The organism is Kitasatospora sp. NPDC058115, from assembly GCF_042884635.1.
Classification (GTDB): domain Bacteria; phylum Actinomycetota; class Actinomycetes; order Streptomycetales; family Streptomycetaceae; genus Kitasatospora.
This window is the reverse complement of the sequence record NZ_JBHVTL010000003.1, coordinates 147,447-165,288: the sequence shown is the minus strand read 5'-3', so window position 1 is coordinate 165,288 and position 17,842 is coordinate 147,447. Positions and strand designations below refer to the sequence as shown.

14 protein-coding genes and 3 tRNA genes are annotated in these 17,842 nt (G+C 74.1%); 9 read left to right on the top strand and 8 right to left on the bottom strand.

Features of this window, described 5'->3' with window-relative positions:
• Window positions 1-41: 41 nt before the first annotated feature.
• The 3 genes from ACFVVL_RS04345 to ACFVVL_RS04335 all read left to right on the top strand — a co-directional run bounded on the left by ACFVVL_RS04345 (window position 42) and on the right by ACFVVL_RS04335 (window position 4,602).
• On the top strand, window positions 42-1,358 hold the full coding sequence (locus ACFVVL_RS04345; protein ID WP_387671279.1) for a deoxyguanosinetriphosphate triphosphohydrolase: 1,317 nt from the start codon (window positions 42-44) through the stop codon (window positions 1,356-1,358).
• 101 nt (window positions 1,359-1,459) lie between these two features.
• Window positions 1,460-3,370, top strand: coding sequence for a DNA primase (gene dnaG / locus ACFVVL_RS04340; RefSeq protein ID WP_387671277.1), 1,911 nt, complete (start codon window positions 1,460-1,462; stop codon window positions 3,368-3,370).
• A 113-nt stretch (window positions 3,371-3,483) separates the two neighbouring features.
• Window positions 3,484-4,602, top strand: a complete 1,119-nt coding sequence (locus ACFVVL_RS04335) for a sigma-70 family RNA polymerase sigma factor (RefSeq protein WP_387671276.1) — start codon at window positions 3,484-3,486, stop codon at window positions 4,600-4,602.
• Window positions 4,603-4,633: 31 nt separating this feature from the next.
• Here ACFVVL_RS04335 and ACFVVL_RS04330 read toward each other — a convergent pair whose 3' ends face one another.
• The 4 genes from ACFVVL_RS04330 to ACFVVL_RS04315 all read right to left on the bottom strand — a co-directional run bounded on the left by ACFVVL_RS04330 (window position 4,634) and on the right by ACFVVL_RS04315 (window position 9,558).
• Window positions 4,634-5,737, bottom strand: a complete 1,104-nt coding sequence (locus tag ACFVVL_RS04330; protein ID WP_387671275.1) for a DUF2690 domain-containing protein — start codon at window positions 5,735-5,737, stop codon at window positions 4,634-4,636.
• Between the two features lie 418 nt (window positions 5,738-6,155).
• On the bottom strand, window positions 6,156-7,562 hold the full coding sequence (locus tag ACFVVL_RS04325; protein ID WP_380298528.1) for a glutamate decarboxylase: 1,407 nt from the start codon (window positions 7,560-7,562) through the stop codon (window positions 6,156-6,158).
• Window positions 7,563-7,662: 100 nt separating this feature from the next.
• Window positions 7,663-9,096: an FGGY family carbohydrate kinase gene (locus ACFVVL_RS04320; RefSeq protein ID WP_380298527.1), complete on the bottom strand. Its 1,434-nt coding sequence runs from the start codon at window positions 9,094-9,096 to the stop codon at window positions 7,663-7,665.
• A 168-nt stretch (window positions 9,097-9,264) separates the two neighbouring features.
• Entirely contained in the window at window positions 9,265-9,558 is a 294-nt protein-coding gene (locus ACFVVL_RS04315; RefSeq protein ID WP_380298001.1) for a hypothetical protein, read from the bottom strand.
• Window positions 9,559-9,806: 248 nt separating this feature from the next.
• Between ACFVVL_RS04315 and ACFVVL_RS04310 the strand changes: the two genes are divergently transcribed.
• Both ACFVVL_RS04310 and ACFVVL_RS04305 read left to right on the top strand, forming a co-directional pair.
• Window positions 9,807-9,879 (top strand) — tRNA-Asn (locus ACFVVL_RS04310).
• A 60-nt stretch (window positions 9,880-9,939) separates the two neighbouring features.
• A tRNA-Asn gene (locus ACFVVL_RS04305) sits at window positions 9,940-10,012 on the top strand.
• Window positions 10,013-10,121: 109 nt separating this feature from the next.
• Here the strand turns inward: ACFVVL_RS04305 and ACFVVL_RS04300 are convergent.
• Window positions 10,122-10,871 (bottom strand): trypsin-like serine peptidase, encoded by a 750-nt coding sequence (locus ACFVVL_RS04300; protein ID WP_380298003.1) that lies wholly within the window; start codon window positions 10,869-10,871, stop codon window positions 10,122-10,124.
• A gap of 236 nt (window positions 10,872-11,107) precedes the next feature.
• Between ACFVVL_RS04300 and ACFVVL_RS04295 the strand changes: the two genes are divergently transcribed.
• Window positions 11,108-11,181: transfer RNA gene (locus ACFVVL_RS04295), tRNA-Ile, on the top strand.
• Window positions 11,182-11,357: 176 nt separating this feature from the next.
• A complete protein-coding gene (locus ACFVVL_RS04290) occupies window positions 11,358-12,302 on the top strand; it encodes a 1-aminocyclopropane-1-carboxylate deaminase/D-cysteine desulfhydrase (RefSeq protein WP_387671272.1) in 945 nt (314 codons plus the stop codon).
• Here the strand turns inward: ACFVVL_RS04290 and ACFVVL_RS04285 are convergent.
• Window positions 12,295-13,821 carry an LCP family protein gene (locus tag ACFVVL_RS04285; RefSeq protein WP_387671270.1) on the bottom strand — a complete coding sequence of 509 codons (1,527 nt, stop codon included), beginning with the start codon at window positions 13,819-13,821 and terminating at the stop codon, window positions 12,295-12,297. The genes ACFVVL_RS04290 and ACFVVL_RS04285 overlap by 8 nt on opposite strands.
• 151 nt (window positions 13,822-13,972) lie before the next feature.
• Entirely contained in the window at window positions 13,973-14,437 is a 465-nt protein-coding gene (locus ACFVVL_RS04280) for a MarR family winged helix-turn-helix transcriptional regulator (RefSeq protein WP_387671268.1), read from the bottom strand.
• Between the two features lie 89 nt (window positions 14,438-14,526).
• On the opposite strand from ACFVVL_RS04280, the gene ACFVVL_RS04275 reads away from it, so the two are divergent.
• A complete protein-coding gene (locus ACFVVL_RS04275) occupies window positions 14,527-15,561 on the top strand; it encodes an NADP-dependent oxidoreductase (protein WP_387671266.1) in 1,035 nt (344 codons plus the stop codon).
• Between the two features lie 355 nt (window positions 15,562-15,916).
• Window positions 15,917-16,411, top strand: coding sequence for a DUF3145 domain-containing protein (locus ACFVVL_RS04270; RefSeq protein ID WP_387671264.1), 495 nt, complete (start codon window positions 15,917-15,919; stop codon window positions 16,409-16,411).
• Window positions 16,412-16,514: 103 nt separating this feature from the next.
• On the opposite strand, the gene fabF is transcribed toward ACFVVL_RS04270, so the two are convergent.
• Entirely contained in the window at window positions 16,515-17,780 is a 1,266-nt protein-coding gene (fabF, locus tag ACFVVL_RS04265; protein ID WP_380295318.1) for a beta-ketoacyl-ACP synthase II, read from the bottom strand.
• Between the last annotated feature and the right edge of the window lie 62 nt (window positions 17,781-17,842).

Sequence of the window (17,842 nt, the reverse complement as noted above, 5' to 3'; positions counted from 1 at the left end):
ACACCTCCGGTGTCACCGCCGCGGCGTACCGTGAAGGTCATATGGACGACACCGCGCACCGCCTCACCGCCGCCCCGCCCCCGAACCCGTACGATCACGCCGCCGAGGCCCGCTGGGTGCCGGAACCGGACAAGCGCCCCGGCCGCACGGCGTTCCAGCGCGACCGCGCCCGTGTGCTCCACTCCGCCGCCCTGCGCCGCCTCGCCGGCACCACCCAGGTCGTCGCCCCGATGCGCAGCGACTTCCCGCGCACCCGGCTGACCCACTCGCTGGAGTGCGCCCAGGTCGGCCGTGAACTCGGCGCCGCCCTCGGCTGCGACCCCGACCTCGTCGAGACCGCCTGCCTGGCCCACGACATCGGCCACCCGCCGTTCGGCCACACCGGCGAGGAGGCGCTCGACCAGGCCGCCCAGGACTGCGGCGGCTTCGAGGGCAACGCGCAGTCGCTGCGCATCCTGACCCGGCTGGAACCCAAGCGCTTCGCCCCGCAGGACGAGACCCCCGCCCGGCTGGCCCCCTGGCCGGGCCGGAGCGTCGGCCTCAACCTGACCCGCGCCGCCCTGGACGCCGCCACCAAATACCCGTGGACGCACGGCGCCCACCCCGCCGACCCGGCCTCGCCCAAGTACGGCGTCTACGCCGACGACCTGCCGGTCTTCCGCTGGCTGCGGGCCGGCTCCCCGTCCGGACGCCGGTGCTTCGAGGCCACCGTGATGGACTGGTCCGACGACGTCGCCTACTCCACCCACGACGTCGAGGACGGCCTCCAGGCCGGTCACATCGACCCCGCCGCGCTGCGCGCCCCGGGCGAGCGCGCCGAGCTGTTCGAGGTCGCCGGGCGCTACGCCCGGGACGCCGGGCCCGAGGAACTGGCCGCCGCCCTGGACCGGCTGCTCGCCCAGGAGTGGTGGCCGGAGTCCTACGACGGCACCGCCCGCGCCCGCGCCGGGCTCAAGGACCTCACCAGCCAGCTGATCGGCCGGTTCTGCCTGGCCGCCGAGCAGGCCACCCGGGCCCGCTACGGCCCCGGCCGGCTCACCCGCTACGCGGCCGAGCTGGTGGTGCCGCGCGAGGTCCGGCTGGAGTGCGCGGTGCTCAAGGCGGTCGCCGTCCGCTACGTGATGCAGCGCGACGAGCAGGCGCAGCTGCGGGCCCGGCAGCGGATCGTGATCGCCGAGCTGGCCGACGCCCTCGGCCGGTGCGCCCCCGAAACGCTCGACCCGGTCTTCGCCGCGATGTACCGGGAGGCGGAGGACGACCGGGCCGCGCTGCGCACGGTGATCGACCAGATCGCCACCCTCACCGACGCCTCCGCCCTGGCCCTGCACGCCCGGCTGACCGGCTCCGACCGCGGCTGACCCGGGCCGGCCGGCCACCCCGCCCGGCCGCCGCCCGGCCGCCGCCCGACCGTGCCGTCCGGCCACGCCGTCCGGCCCGTCCGCCCCAGTAGACTTCCGGGGTGGCCGGGCGGATCAGGGACGAAGACGTACAGGCGGTGCGGAGCGCACTGCCGATCGACGCGGTGGTCGGCGACTACGTACAGCTGACCAACGGTGGCGGCGGCGAGTACAAGGGCGTCTGCCCCTTCCACGACGAGAAGTCCGCCTCCTTCTACGTCAACCCCTCCAAGGGCGTCTTCCACTGCTTCGGCTGCCAGGAGAACGGCGACACCATCGCCTTCCTGATGAAGATCGAGCACTTCACCTTCGCCGAGGCCGTCGAGCGGATGGCCGCCCAGGCCGGCATCACCCTGCGCTACGAGGAGGGCGGCTACAGCCCCCGCCACCAGCAGGGCGAGCGCACCCGCCTGGTGGAGGCGCACAAGGTGGCCGCCGCCTGGTACCAGGAGCAGCTGGCCTCGCCCGAGGCCGAGATCGGCCGCCGCTTCCTGGCCGAGCGGGGCTTCGACGAGGAGGCCGCGAAGACCTTCGGCGTCGGCTACGCCCCGGTCGGCTGGGAGCACCTGGTCCGCTACCTGCGCGGCAAGGGGTTCACGGACAAGGAGATCCTGCTCGGCGGCCTGGCCTCGCAGGGCCAGCGCGGCGGTCTGATCGACCGGTTCCGGGGCCGGCTGGTCTGGCCGATCCGCGACATCGCCGGCGAGGTGATCGGCTTCGGCGCCCGGCGGCTGCGCGAGGACGACAACGGGCCCAAGTACCTCAACACCCCCGAGACGCCGATCTACAAGAAGTCGCACGTGCTCTACGGCATCGACCTGGCGAAGAAGGAGATCGCCAAGTCGGGCCGGGCGGTGGTGGTCGAGGGCTACACCGATGTGATGGCCTGCCACCTGGCCGGGGTCACCACCGCGGTCGCCACCTGCGGCACCGCCTTCGCCGAGGACCACATCAAGATCATCCGCCGGCTGCTGATGGACACCTCCCAGTACCGCGGCGAGACCGTCTTCACCTTCGACGGCGACGCCGCCGGCCAGAAGGCCGCGCTGCGCGCCTTCGAGGACGACCAGAAGTTCGCCGCGAAGACCTCCATCGCGGTCAGCCCCGGCGGCATGGACCCGTGCGAGCTGCGGCTGGCCGGCGGCGACGAGGCGGTCCGCGAGCTGATCGACAACTCGGTGCCGCTCTTCGAGTTCGCGCTCCGCACGGCCGTGTCGCAGCACCGGGTGGAGACCCCGGAGGGGCAGGCCGCGGCGATGGAGGCCGCGGCTCCGATCGTCGCCAGGATCAAGGACGCCTCGGTCCGGCACGGGTACGCCGTGCGGCTGGCCGGGCTGCTGGGCGTCACGCCCGGCGACGAGCAGTTCGTCGTGCGCAGGATCACCCAGCTCGCCCGCTGGAACCGCGAGCGCCAGCAGAACCCGCGCGGCGAGAGCCGGCTGCGCCGCCCCGAGGCCCCGGTGGCCGCGCCGGCGCGGCCCGCGTTCCGGCTGGATCCGCGGGACCCGAACCAGTTCGTCGAGCGCGAGACCCTCAAACTGGCCCTCCAGTACCCGGAGCTGGTCAGCCCCGCGTTCGACAACTACGGCGAGGACGAGTTCGTCACCCCGCCGTACGCCGAGGTGCGCCGGGTGATCGGCCGGGCGGGCGGCGTCGCGTACGGCACCACCGTCGCGGACTTCACCGGCGTGGTGCGCGAGGCCTGCCCGGACGACACGGTGCGCTCACTGGTCACCGAACTCACCGTGGAGCCGGTGCGCTCGGTCCGCAAGGCCGACGCGATCTACGCGGGGAACTTCCTGGTGACGCTGCGCCTGCACGCGGTGGACCGGCGGGTCGCCGAGGTCCGGGCGCACCTCCAGCGGATCGGCACCCGGGTGGCTCCCGAGGAGCTCCAGGCCGTCCAGGGCGAGCTCTTCGCGCTCCAGCAGTACGGGCACCAGCTCCGCAGCCACGGCGCCGCCGCGCTGTAGCGGCAGAAAGTCCGCGCACGAGTCTCGGCCACGGAGTGTGGCGTGCCGCACACTGGAGGACGTCCTGTCTCCGTTCAGCGCGGGTCCGCCAGAGTCGCGCCCGCCCAGAGGGGATGCCCGTGGACCGAGGCCTTTCCGCGACCGCCCAGCCCGCCGCCGACCCGCCCGCCGAGCCCGAGGACCACGGCCGGGCGCGGGCACCGTTCCCGGACGGCTCCCGGGTGCCCGCCCAGGGCCTGCCGGCCGGGCACCCCGACGCCGGGGAGGACACCACCGGGGACGACGGGGACGCACCGGGGCGGCCCGGCGCCGAGCCCGGCGGCCCGGCGGCCGACCTGCTCCGCCAGTACCTCCGCGAGATCGGCCGGATCCGGTTGCTCACCGCCGCCGAGGAGGTCGAACTGGCCCGCCGGATCGAGGCCGGCCTGTTCGCCGAGGAGCGGCTGCACCGCGAACCGCGGCCGGCCGGCGCGCTGGCCGGCGAACTGGAGACCCTGGCGGCCGCCGGCCGGCTGGCCAAACGCCGGCTGATCGAGGCCAATCTGCGGCTGGTGGTCTCCGTCGCCAAACGCTACGTCGGCCGCGGGCTGACCCTGCTCGACCTGGTCCAGGAGGGCAACCTCGGGCTGATCCGGGCCGTGGAGAAGTTCGACTACGCCCGCGGCTACAAGTTCTCCACCTACGCGACCTGGTGGATCCGCCAGGCGATGAGCCGCGCGCTGGCCGACCAGGCGCGCACGATCCGGGTGCCGGTGCACGTGGTCGAGCTGATCAACCGGGTGGTGCGGGTGCAGCGCTCGCTGCTCCAGGAGCGCGGCACCGAGCCGGTCGCGGCCGACATCGCGGCCGCGCTGGAGCTCACCGAGGAGCGGGTGCGCGAGCTGCTGCGGCTCGCCCAGGAACCGATCTCGCTGCACACCCCGGTCGGCGAGGAGGACGACGTCGCGCTCGGCGACCTCATCGAGGACGCCGACGCGGCCTCACCCGCCGAGTCCGCCGCCTTCCTGCTGCTGCGTCAGCACCTGGAGGCGGTGCTGGCCACCCTCGGCGAGCGTGAGCGCCAGGTGGTGCAGCTGCGCTACGGCCTGGACGACGGGCGGGCGCGCACGCTGGAGGAGATCGGGGTGCTCTTCGGGGTCACCCGCGAGCGGATCCGCCAGATCGAGTCCAAGACCCTGGTGAAGCTGCGCGACCACGCCTTCGCCGCCCAGCTCCGGGGCTACCTCGACTGATCCGCCCGGCCCCCGCCCCGCCCCGCCCCGCTCAGCTCGTCGGCGCGGGCTCGGCGGGTACGGCGGGGTCCACGGGCTGGGCCGGGGTGGCCGGCGGGGTGGCCGGGCCGGGCGGGATCGGGGTCGAGGCGACCGTCCGGGCCAGGTCGGAGACCGCGGGCGAGCAGGCGGAGCCCTCCGGCTCCTTGCGCTGCCCGCAGACCTGCAGGGTGACCGTCGGATCGGCCGCGTTCACCATCCACGAGTAGTTGTCGTACCCCCAGTGGATCAGCGCGGTCTCCGACTCCCCGGCGCTGGTGGTGATGGTCGCCTGGTCGCCGGGCTGGCCCTCGCTGATCGAGGCCCAGGCCGCCTGGCACTTCTGGCTGTAGCGGAGGTAGACGACGACCTTGCCGACGTTGGTGGTCAGCATGGTCCGGGCGTCCCCGCCGCAGCCGGTCGGCTTGGGGTCCTTGTGGACGCAGCCGAGCGCCTGGCAGGCCGGGACCGGCGGGGCGGGGTTGGCGGGCACCGGGACCGGCGGGGTGGCCGGGGTGGTCGGGGCGGACGCCGGCACGGTGGCGGCGGTCGGCGCCGCGGCGTCGCCCTCGTCGGAGGAGGAGAGCAGCCGCAGCCCGAGCAGTGCCAGCAGCAGGGCCACCACCACCGAGGCGGCGACCAGGGCCACCGGGCGCCGCCGCGTCCGGCCGGCGCCGTCCCCGCTGCCCGGCTGCCCGTCCGGTGCGGCCTCCGGTGCGCTCTGCGGCACGGCGTCCTGGGCGGCGTCGGGCCCGGCGGCGTCCGCCGGGGCCTCCGCCGCCGGATCCTCCGCGTTCCCGGCGTCCCCGGCGTCCCCGGCGGCGTCGGCGGAGGCGGGGCCGGCGTCCGTCCCCGGCGCCGCCGCGCTCAGGTCCCACAGCGCCCGCAACGCCGGACCGTCGCACTCCACGGTCGAGATCAGCGCGTCGAGCGCCTGCTCGGTGATGACCCGCTTGCCGTTGAGCCAGCGCTCCCAGGAGGCCCGGCTGTAGTGGGTCCGGGCGGCCAGTTCGGAGAGCGAGAGCCCGGTCGCGTCCTTGACGGCGCGCAGCTCCTCCGTCAGGCGCCTGGCGGGGGCGGAGAGGTCGTCCGGCAGCTGCTTCCAGGCGGAACCCATGCGGTCTCTTCCAAACATGCGAGGCGGGCGGGGCGGCGGGCTGGAACGGGTGGTACCGCTCGGGGCGTGGGCGGGCGTGCTCGCGTCTCAAACCTCGGCGGCCCGGCGTCCCAAAGCCCTGGTCCTGGCGCTGAGACGGACGGAAGTGTCTCACAACACCGGGCAGGGCTCGAACATTCATGTGGCGGTGGGGCAGTGTTCTTCCCACCGGAGCGCTTCGCCGCCCGGTCCTTCGTCCGGGGACCGCTTCTGACGGACCGGCACCTGCCGTGCCCCGGCCCCCACCGGTACGAGGCAGCCTCCACGGGGGGAGGCTGCCCCGGGCCGCAGGGACGCGCGGCGGGGAGGGCGCACGAACGACCCGCCCTCCCCGCCGCGACCACCACCCGCGCCCGCGTCCGCGGGGTCCGCGGGGGTGTCAGTGGTGGAAGGCCGTCCTGGCCGGCACCCCGAGGTCCTTGAGCGGGACCGGCTGGCGCCGCAGCTCCGGCAGCAGCCGTTCGAGGTCGCCCAGCAGCAGGTCCGCGAGGTCGCGGGAGAAGCCGTTGCGGCAGACCACCCGCAGCACCGCGAGGTCCTCCCGGTTGGCCGGGAAGGTGTACGCCGGGACCTGCCAGCCGCGCTCGCGCAGCCGCCGCGACACGTCGAAGACGTCGAACGGCACCTCGTCCGTCGTGGTGAGCGCGAACACCGGCAGCTGGTCGCCGCGGGTCAGCAGCCGGAAGCCGCCGAGCCCCTCGATCCCGTCGGCCAGGTACTGCGCCACCTCCCGGCAGGCCCCCTGGACGGCCCGGAAGCCGGCCCGCCCGAGCCGCAGGAAGACGTAGTACTGGGCGATCACCTCGGCGCCGGGCCGGGAGAAGTTCAGCGCGAAGGTCGGCATCTCGCCGCCCAGGTAGTTGACCTTGAACACCAGCTCCTCGGGCAGCGCCTCGTGGTCCCGCCACAGCGCCCAGCCGACGCCCGGGTAGACCAGCCCGTACTTGTGGCCGGAGGTGTTGACGGAGGCGACCCTCGGCAGCCGGAAGTCCCAGACCAGGTCCTCGTCCAGGAACGGCGCGATCATGCCGCCGGAGGCGCCGTCCACGTGCACCGGGACGTCCAGGCCGGTGCGCTGCCGGAGGTCGTCGAGCGCGGCGCAGATCTCCGCGACCGGCTCGTAGGAGCCGTCGAAGGTGGAGCCGAGCACGGCGACCACACCGATGGTGTTCTCGTCGCAGAGCTCCACCGCCTGCTCGGGGCCGAGGTGGAAGCGCTCGCCGTCCATCGGCGCGGTGCGGGCCTCGACCTCCCAGAAGGTGCAGAACTTCTCCCAGCAGACCTGCACGTTGACGCCCATCACCAGGTTGGGCCGGGCACCGGCCGCGTAGCGCTCGGCGTTGCGGCGGATCCAGCGCCGTTTGAGCGCCAGGCCGGCCAGCATGCAGGCCTCGCTGGATCCGGTGGTGGAGCAGCCGACGGCGGCGTCCGGGTCGGGGGCGTGCCACAGGTGGGCGAGGATGGACACGCAGCGCCGCTCCAGTTCGGCGGTCTGCGGGTACTCGTCCTTGTCGATCATGTTCTTGTCGAGACACTCGGTCATCAGCCGGGTGGCCTGCACCTCCATCGAGGTGCTGACGAACGTCGCCAGGTTGAGCCGCGCGTTGCCGTCCAGCAGCAGTTCGTCGTGGATCAGCTGGTACGCCGTGTCGGCCGGGACGGGGCCGTCGGCGAGCCGGTGCAGCGGGGGCGCCAGCTCCATCGCGCCGAGCGGGTCGGCGGCGGTGCCGAGGAACGGGCCGACGGTCAGCCGGCGGTCGTCACCGGTCCCCTTGTGCAGTGCCATGGGATCCTGCCGCCCTTCCGTGCGGTGGCCGCGTCGTCTCCCACGCTGCCACCGGTTTCCGGGTGACGCATCTTCACCGCCGGCGCGGACCCGGGGGCCCTCAGCCGGCCGTCTCCGGGTGGATCTGCTCGCGGGCGGCCCGGTACTGCTGGCGGACCGCAGAGCCGACCGGCAGGTCGTGCTCGGCGTCCGGGGCCGCGGTGACGGCCTCCGGAAGGTCCCACCGCGGCGGCTCGGGGGTCCCGGCCAGCGCCCAGGCCGCCTGCCGGGCCGCGCCGCGCGCCGCATGCGCGCCGGGCGGCGGGACGACCACCGGCACGCCGAACAGCTGCGGAGCGACGTGCCGCACCGCCGGCAGCCGTCCGGCGGCGCCCAGCAGGAAGACCCGCTTCACCTCGACGCCGCGGGCGCGCAGCACGTCCAGGGCGTCCGCGCTGTTGCAGAGCATGCCCTCGACGGCGGCCCGGGCCAGGTGCTGAGGGGCCATCGACTCCGCCCGCATCCCGGTCAGCGTGCCGGCCGCGTGCGGCAGCGCGGGCGTCCGCTCGCCGTCCAGGTAGGGGAGCAGCACCAGCCCGTAGGCGCCGGGGGAGGACTGCAGGGCGAGGTCGCTGAGGCCCTCCAGGTCGCGGCCGAGCAGGGCGGCGGTGGAGCGGAGCACCTGGGCGGCGTTCAGGGTGGCGACCATCGGCAGGTGGCGGCCGGTGGCGTCGGCGAAGGAGGAGACCAGGCCGGTGGCGTCCACCACGGCCCGCTCGTGCACCGCGAAGATCGTCCCGGAGCTGCCGAGCGAGACCACCGCGTCGCCGGGGCCCAGGCCCAGTCCGAGCGCGGCGGCCATGTTGTCGCCGGTGCCGGCCGAGATCAGCAGGCCCTCGGGGGTGTGGCCGGCGGGCTCGGCGGGGCCGAGCACGTCCGGCAGCCTCAGCTCGTGGCCGAGCGCCAGCTCGACCAGGTCCTGCCGGTACTCGCCGGTGACCGGGGACCAGTAGCCGGTGCCGGAGGCGTCGCCGCGGTCGGTGGTGCGGCGCTTGGGGTGGCCGAGCAGCTGCCAGACCAGCCAGTCGTGCGGCAGCAGCACCTCGGCGATCCGCCGGGCGTTGGCCGGTTCGAACTCGGCCAGCCAGCGCAGCTTGGCGATCGTGTACGCGGGGCTGGGGACGGCGCCGATGGCCGCCGTCCAGGCCGCCGGGCCGCCCAGCTCGTCCAGCAGGGCCGCGGCGGCGCCGCTGGAGCGCGGGTCGTTCCACAGGATCGCGGGCCGGACCTGCACGCCGCCGGCGTCCAGGCCGATCATGCCGTGTTGCTGGGCGCTGACGCCGATCGCCCGGACGCCCTCCAGCAGGCCGCCGGCCGCCGCGTCGCCGAGCGAGTGCAGCCACATCTGCGGGTCGGCCTCGCCGGGCCGGGCGTCGGGCTCGTCGGGCGCGGGGTGGGGGGCCTTGCCGGACCGCAGGACGGCGCCGGTTCCGGCGTCACACGCGACGATCCGGGTGCGACCGGTCGAGCTGTCTATCCCCGCGACGATGGCCATAGTCGAGATCATGCCTCAGCGGGCGTCCGGGCGCGGCCCGGCCGGGCAAGTGTTGCCCGTTCGGTACCGCGCCCGGACGCCCGTGTCCGGCCGGCCTTCACCCCGCCGTCACCCGCCCGTCACGGAGGGCCGCTAAGAGGTCCGGGAGGCCGGGGCGCGGGACGGCGGTCAGGGCCGGTAGGTGCCCCAGCTGTCGTCCTCGCTCCTGGCCCGGTTGAAGTACGGCACCCGGTCGGTGACCGAGTTCGGCAGCCGGTCGCCGACCTTGCCGGCCACGGCGCCGGCGGCCTTCCCGGCGACCGCGCCGGCCTGCTGCCGGGCCTTCTCGGCGGCGCCCTGCACCGTGGGGTTCTGGGCGACCTGCCGGGTCACCCTGGCGATCTGCTCGTAGCGCCGGCGCCCCGCCCGCGTGCCCAGGACGTAGCCCGTCGCGAGTCCGACACCGAACGACAGCTTCCACATGGTCGGATTCCACCCTCTCCTGGCGGCCATTGCCGCATTGCCCTACCCCGTCTGCCGGGACGGTGAACCTTCGGTGCCCCCAGCATCCACGGACGGGGCGCCGGGCGCGCGGGGAACGCGCCGGGCGGGGTCGTCCGGCGGCGGCCGGGGAAAGCGATTGGCGGACCACCCCCCCGAGTGCGCTAATGTATGTCCCGCAGCGAGCGCCGAGGAGCCCGGGAGACCGGGGGCCGGAGCGGGAAGCTCGATCCCCCATAGCTCAATTGGCAGAGCAGCCGACTGTTAATCGGCAGGTTATTGGTTCGAGTCCAATTGGGGGAGCTCGGGTGGCGGGCCCTCGGGTCCGGCGTCCTTGCGTGGTACGGGAGTTGTGTACCGCGATCCCGCATAGCTCAATTGGCAGAGCAGCCGGCTGTTAACCGGCAGGTTTTTGGTTCGAGTCCAAATGCGGGAGCTGCACCGGGTCCGCCCGGTGACTGCTCAGAGCGAAGGCCCCTCGGTAGACCGGGGGGCCTTCGTGTTGCCCGGGCCGCTCCGGGGCCGCCCGCCCGGCGTGAGCCGGGTCACGCCACGGCCTGCTGGAAGAGCTCGGCGACCCGCTCGTCGAAGGTGACGCTGTACGAGGTGCCCGGCGTCTCGCCGCCCTCCTGGTAGCCGCCGATCACGCCGATCACCCGGCCGTTCGTGGTGAGCCAGGGGCTGCCGCTGGTGCCGTCCGTGTAGCCGGCGCAGTCGAACCGCTCCTGGGTCGGGCTCTGCGAGACGGTCAGGCCCGAGCAGGTGATCGGCTCGTCGCGCTCGTTGGGGTAGCCGGTGACCGAGACCGCCAGGCCGAAGCCCTGGTCGGTGCCGAGCGGGTTGCCGCCGACCGCGTCCTCGACCTGCCGCCCGCCCGCCGGGCCCACGGTGACGAACGCCACGTCGTACTCGGGATCGGCGTCGGCGGACCAGCGGGGATCGACGGTGACCCTCTTCACCGGCCAACTCCCGTACGGTGAGTAGCCGTTGCGGTAGCCGGGAGTGAACACCAGGCCGTCCAGCAGGCCGACCCGGTGGTTCTCCACGCAGTGCGCGGCGGTCACCAGCAGATTGCGCCGCGGGCTCTGCACCACGCTCGCCGTGCACGCCCGGGGCCCCTGCGCGGTGTGCACCGACAGCGTGCCGACCCGGTCCCAGGCGGGGTTCTGCGGGGCCACCACCGCGGTCCGTCCGCCGCCCTGTCCCGCGCCGCACGCGATCGCGGCGGCCAGCAGCAGCGCCGCCGCCGCGGCCGTCCTGGCGGCGCGCGCGGTCCGGGCCGGGCGGGAGGGCATCCGGGGCTCCGTCTCGTCCTCGGGGCGGGAGCGGCCGTTCACGCGTTCCGCCGTTCGCGACCAAGATCTACCAGTCCGGCCCGCCCCGCGCCACCGCCGTCCGCCCGCCCCCGCGCGCGCACCCGTGTGCGCCCCCGGCGCGCACCACGGGTGATCGACCGGCTATGCTGCCCGGGACGGCCTTTCGGGGCCGTCTGCTGCTGCCGCGACCGGCCTGCCGTCGCGCACTGCGAACCGGGGCGGTAGCTCAGCCGGTTAGAGCAGGGGACTCATAATCCCTTGGTCGTGGGTTCGAGTCCCACCCGCCCCACCCTCCGTACCCGTGCGAGCGGCCCCCTGGCTGGGAAAACCCTAGGGGATCGGGCCTGCTGCCACGCCGCGACGCGCCAGGGTTTCACCCGGACGATGACGCCCCGGCCGACGGGGAGGGGCGGGGACGAGGAGCCGGGTGCTCCGTATTCTGGGCGGGTGCTTGAAGCTCCGCGTGTGCCGACTCCGCTGGTCGAGTGTGTCGACGAGGTGTTCGAGCGGGCCGGGGTGGAGCTGCGGCTGAAGCGGGACGATCTGGTGCACCCGCTGGTGCCGGGGAACAAGTGGCGCAAGCTGGGGCCCAATCTGGAGCTGGCGGTGCGTGAGGGGCACCGGCGGCTGGTGACCTTCGGCGGGGCGTACTCGACGCACCTGCGGGCGGTGGCGCTGGCGGCGGGGGCGCTGGGGCTGTCCAGCGTCGGGCTGGTGCGCGGCGAAGAACTGGCCGGGGCGCCGCGGAACTGGTCGCTGCGGGCCGCCGAGGAGGCCGGGATGGAGCTGGTGTTCCTCTCCCGGGCCGCGTACCGCGAGGCGGCCGGGCGGGTGGCCGGCGGGGGCGTGGCCGGAGCCGGGGAGGCGGAGCTGCGACGGCGCTGGGGGCCGTGCCTGGTGCTGCCCGAGGGCGGCTCCAACGCGCTCGCCGCGCGCGGTGCGCAGGCGGTGGTGGCGGAGCTGGCGGGGCTCGGGGAGCGGGACGTGGTCTGCTGCCCGGTCGGCACCGGCGGCACGCTGGCCGGGATCGCGGCCGGGCTGCCGCCGGGGGCGCGGGCGCTGGGGGTGGCGGTGCTGCGCGGCGGCGAGGGCTACCTGGAGGGCGAGGTGACCCGGTTGCACCGGGAGGCCTACGGGCGGGAGTTCGACGGCTGGCGGATCGACCACGGGCACCACGGCGGCGGCTACGGGCGGGTGCCGGCCGCGCTGGAGGAGTTCGCGGCCGGCTTCGAGCGGCGGCACGGCATCGGGCTGGAGCGCCGCTACGTGGCGAAGACGCTGGCGGCCCTGTACGGCCTCACCGCGGCCGGCGCCTTCCCGCCCGGCACCCGGCTCACCGCCGTCGTCACCGGGTTGCCGGACCCGGTCCGAGCCGGGCCCGGCGGTCCTGCACCGTCGGCGGCTAGGTGAGGTTGCTGCAGGGGTCGGTGTCCGCGGTGCGGCTGTTCTCGGCTATGCCGGTGGGGACGTCGGTGGGCAGCGGCCCGGTGGGCTCCGCGGACGCGGCGAAGGGGACCGCGGGGGCTCCGGTGGCGGGGCCGGCGGTGGCGGTGGCGGTGGGGTGGTAGTCACGGCCGAGGGTGACGGTGATGCCCTCGGAGCCCGGCTCCTCGGTCATCCGGGAGCCCGGGAAGAGCGCGGCGAGCTGGTCGGCGACGGCCTTGAACGGCGGGTCGTAGGCGATCTCGGTGCGCAGCCGCCCGCCCGTGGTCTGGCCGAGCGCGACGTTCTGGAAGCCCTGGGCGCGGATCGCCGCCGAGCCGCGGCCGGCGAGTCCGTCGGTGCCGACGCCGTTGACCACGGTGACCGGGGTGGCGAGCTGTTCGGCGGTGAGCGGGGAGGCGGCGGGGGAGGGCTCGGAGGTGGCGGGGGCGGTGCTCGCGCTCGCTGCCCCGGGCAGCTCGCCGGTGGCCTGGCCGTCCAGGGTGCGGTCCTCGCGCAGCAGCTGCCACAGGGTGTCGACGTCGGGGTGGACGAGGTCGATCCGGCCCTTCTGCACGGTGGAGAACCGCCAGGGGGCGGTGACGAAGGTGATGTCGGAGAGCTTGATCTGCTGCAGCGACTGGGCGAAGTCGACCAGCTTCATCGCGGTGCCCAGGCCCTCGTCGACGGTGAGCGAGCGGGTCGCGGCGTCGGCGAGCGGGAGCAGGGTCGGCAGCGAGAAGCCCTGGGACTGGATCTTGCGGATCATGGAGGAGAGGAAGGCCTGCTGACGCTTCATCCGGCCGATGTCGGAGTTGTCGCCGAAGCCGTAGCGGGCGCGCAGGTAGTCGACGGCGGGCTGGCCGGATATCTTCTGCTGGCCCTTCTTGAGCTTGATGTTGTGCGAGTTGACGTCGTTGGGGACGCAGACGTCCACGCCGTTGATGGCCTCGGTCATCGCCGCGACGCCCTTGAAGTCGACCACGATGGTGTGGTCGATGCGCAGGCCGGTGAGGGCCTCGACGGTGTTCTGGGTGCAGGCCGGGTTGCCCTGGGCGGATTCGCCGACGGTGAAGGCCTCGTTGAACATCTGGTTGGTCCGCGGCTTGGTCCAGTCGCCGCTGGGCAGCCGGCAGGACGGGACGGTGACCAGGGTGTCGCGGGGGATGGAGACGCCGACGGCGTGCTTGTGGTCGGCGTAGATGTGCAAGAGGATCGCGGTGTCGGAGTGGCCGACGCCCTCGTCGCCGCCGCCGAGGTCGGCGTTTCCGTCGTTGCGGGTGTCCGAGCCGAGCAGCAGGACGTTGACCGGCACCGAGGCGCCCGGCGTGACCGGCACGGGCGCGGGCGGGCGTTCGGTGGCGACGCCGCCGGCGTCGAAGGTGGTGATGTTGGTGTCGAGCCGGTGGTAGAACCACGCCCCCGCCCCGGCCACGGACAGCACCAGGACGGCGGCGAGTCCTATGACGGTCCGTATGACACGCCGACGGCGCGAGCTGCTGCTCATCCTTCCCGTCCCCCCGTTTTCCGCTCTCCGGCCCCACCCGTACCGCCTGGTCGCGGGGCGGGTGCCGGTTGTCCGAACGTTAGACGTTTCGGGGGAGTGTTCGGTTACCTCCGATCGGCCGCCAATTCGGCGGCCGGTGCTGTGATGCTCCTCACGCCCCCGGTCCGGAGGCGCCGGCGAGCATCCGCCGGAGCAGGTCGCGCAGCTGGGTCCGCTCCTCCGGGCCGAGCGCCGCGAGCGGCTCGCGGGCGAAGTTCAGCGACTCGCGCAGTTCCTCGGAGGCGGTGCTGCCGGTGTCGGTGGTGGCGACCAGCTTGACCCGGCGGTCCTGGCGGTCGGGCTGGCGGGTGACGAAGCCGCGGGTCTCCAGCCGGTCGACGATGCCGGTGATGTTGGAGGGCTCGCAGCTGAGCGTCTGGGCGATCTGGCGCATGGGCATCGGGCCGCGCCGCAGCAGGGCGAGGACCTTGGCCTGCGCTCCGGTGAGCGAGCGGGCGGCGGCGGCCTCCTCGTACTCGCGGTGGAAGAGCGCGACCAGGTTGGCCATGAGATCGACGACCTCGCGGGTGATCTCGTCGGCCTGCGGCACGGTGTCCCGGGGCGGCTGGGCGTTCATGGTCACCAGTCTACCTGAACATTTGACAACGTGAACTTTTCATGCCCATTGTTACTTCACCGACTCAACCTTTCACGTGGGAGATCACCATGGCCGAGCCGACCGCGCCGGAAGCACCCGCCACCGCCCGCGAGTGGCACCTCACCGCCCGCCCCGAGGGCTGGCCGGTCCCGGCCGACTTCGCCCTCGTCGAGGCGCCGGTCCGCACCCCGGGCCCGGGCGAGGTCCTGGTCCGCAACACCCACCTGTCGGTCGACCCCTACATGCGCGGCCGGATGTCGACGCGCAAGTCCTACGCGGAGCCGTACGAACTGGGCAAGCCCATGCTGGGCGGCGCGGTCGGTCAGGTCGTCGCCTCGCGGGCCGAGGGCTTCGCCGTGGGCGACCACGTCCTGCACTTCCACGGGTGGCGCGAGTACGCGACCCTCGACGCCCGGACGGCCGTCAAGGTGGACCCGGACGCCGCGCCGCTCTCGACCTACCTGGGCGTGCTGGGCATGCCGGGCCTGACCGCGTACGCGGGGCTGACCCGGATCGCCGGGATCAAGGCCGGCGACGTGGTGTTCGTGTCCGGCGCGGCGGGCGCCGTGGGCGGCATCGTCGGCCAGATCGCCAAGCTGAAGGGCGCGGCGCGGGTGATCGGTTCCGCCGGCTCGGACGAGAAGGTCGAGCTCCTCGTGAAGGAGTACGGGTTCGACGCCGCGTTCAACTACAAGAACGGCCCGGTCGCCGAGCAGCTCCTGGCCGCGGCTCCCGACGGCATCGACGTGTACTTCGACAACGTGGGCGGCGAGCACCTGGAAGCCGCCATCGAGGCGATCAACCTGCACGGCCGTATCGTCGTGTGCGGCATGATCTCGCAGTACAACGCCACCGAGCCCACCCCGGCGCCGCGCAACCTCGCGCAGATCATCGCCAAGCGCTTCCGCATCGAGGGCCTGCTCGTCAATGACCACCAGGACCTCCGGCCGCAGTTCGTCGAGGAGGTCTCGGCGTGGGTGCGCTCGGGCGAACTCAAGTACCGCGAGACGCTGACCCGCGGCATCGACAGCGCGCTGGACGCCTTCCTCGGCATGCTGCGCGGTGCCAACACCGGCAAGATGGTGGTCCGCCTGGACGGCTGACGCCCGGTCACGCCCGACCGCCCCGCACCGGCCCCGGCCGGCGCGGGGCGGTTTGCGTACCCGGCGGAGGGGCGCCGGCCGCACTACCGCATTCCGGCCCAATCCGAAAGTGCGTCATCCCTGCTGCGGGGCGGCGCGGTACGGTGGTCACGCCCGGCGATGGGGCCGTTCGGGGGAGAGATCCGACCGAGGGGTGGACCTCGTTGCGGATTCGACTAGCATTGAGCGAAAGCCTGTCCGTTTTGCTCAATTTAGTGGCTTAATGTCGGCTAACGTGGGTAACTGCGGATCAACTACGGGCACGAACACGAGGCAGCTGGGGAAGGCGACCCTCGTCCACAGCCTGGAGGTCCCGGTGACGACACGTGGAGTCCTGTACATCCACTCCGCGCCCCGCGCGCTGTGCCCGCACGTCGAGTGGGCCGTCGCGGGGGTGCTCGGCGTGCGGGTGAGCCTGGACTGGATCCGCCAGCCGGCCGCGCCCGGGCACTGGCGTGCCGAGCTCTCCTGGCAGGGCGAGCCCGGTACGGCCTCGAAGCTCGCCTCCGCGCTGCGCGGCTGGCAGCTGATGCGCTACGAGGTCACCAGCGAGCCCTGCGCCGCCGCCGAGGGCGAGCGGTACAGCAGCACGCCCGCGCTCGGCATCTTCCACGCCGTCACCGGCATCCACGGGGACATCCTGATCCCCGAGGACCGGCTGCGGGCCGTCCTGCGCCGCGCGCGCAGCGAGGGGGCGGACCTGGAGGCGGAGATCGCCATGCTGCTCGGCAAGCCCTGGGACGACGAGCTGGAGCCCTTCCGGTACGCCGGGGAGGGTGCTCCGGTGCGCTGGCTGCACCAGGTGGTCTGACCGCACGGGGAGACGGGAGAGGGGTCCGGCGCTCGCGATGAGCGCCGGACCCCTCTCCCGTTGCGTGCGGTGCCTGCGGTGCGTACGGCGGGTGCGGCCCGGGTCAGCGGGTGCGGAAGGCCAGCACCACGTTGTGGCCGCCGAAGCCGAACGAGTTGTTCAGCGCGGCGATCCGGCCCTCGGGCAGCTTGCGGGCCTCGTCGCGGACGATGTCCGCGTCGACGTCCTCGTCCAGCTCCTCGACGTTGATGGTCGGCGGGGCGATGCGGTGGTACAGCGCCAGCACGGTGGCGACGGTCTCGATGCCGCCGGCGCCGCCCAGCAGGTGACCGGTCATCGACTTGGTGGCCGAGACCGCGATGTGGTCGAGGTCGTCGCCGAGCTCCTTGCGCAGCGCCTTCAGCTCGGCGGTGTCACCCTGGGGGGTCGAGGTGGCGTGCGCGTTGACGTGCACGATCTCGGCCTTGTCCAGCTCGTTGCGGTCGAACAGGTCGGCCAGCGCGCGGGCCACGCCGGCGCCGGTCGGCTCGGGCTGGGCGATGTGGTGGGCGTCCGAGGACAGGCCCTGGCCCACCGCCTCGCAGTAGATCCGGGCGCCGCGGGCCTCGGCGTGCTCCACCGACTCCAGCACGACCACGCCGGCGCCCTCGCCCAGCACGAAGCCGTCCCGGGCCTTGTCGTAGGGGCGCGAGGCGCGCTGCGGCTCGTCGTTGTTCTTGGACATCGCCATCATGTTGGCGAACGCGGCGATCGGCAGCGGGTGGACCGCCGCCTCGGTGCCGCCCGCCACCACGACGTCGGCGCGGCCGCTGCGGATCATCTCGATCGCGTAGCCGATCGCCTCGGCGCCGGAGGCGCAGGCGGAGACGGGGGTGTGCACACCCGCGCGGGCGCCGACCTCCAGGCCGACGTTGGCCGCCGGGGAGTTGGGCATCAGCATCGGGACGGTGTGCGGGGAGACCTTGCGGGCGCCCTTCTCCTTCAGCACGTCGTACTGGTCGAGCAGGGTGGTCACGCCGCCGATGCCGGAGGCGATCACGGCGCCCAGGCGCTCCGGGGCCAGCTTGGACGACTCGTCGGTGGCCGGGGTCTCGTAGCCGGCGTCGGCCCAGGCCTCGCGGGCCGCGATCAGCGCGAACTGCGCCGAGCGGTCCAGCTTGCGGGCCAGCGGCCGGGGCAGGATCTCGCCCGGCTCGACGGCGGTGCGCGCGGCGATCCGCACGGGCAGGTCCGCGGCCCACTCCTCGGTCAGGGCAGCCACCCCGGAGCGCCCGGCGACCAGGTTCTCCCAGGTGGTGGCGGCGTCGCCGCCCAGCGGCGTGAAGGCGCCGATACCCGTGACGACCACGGTACGGTTCTCAACAGTCACTGGATCTTCTTCTCTCACGTTGTGCGGGGGTCGGCGACGGCCGAAGGTGAGCCCGGCCGGGC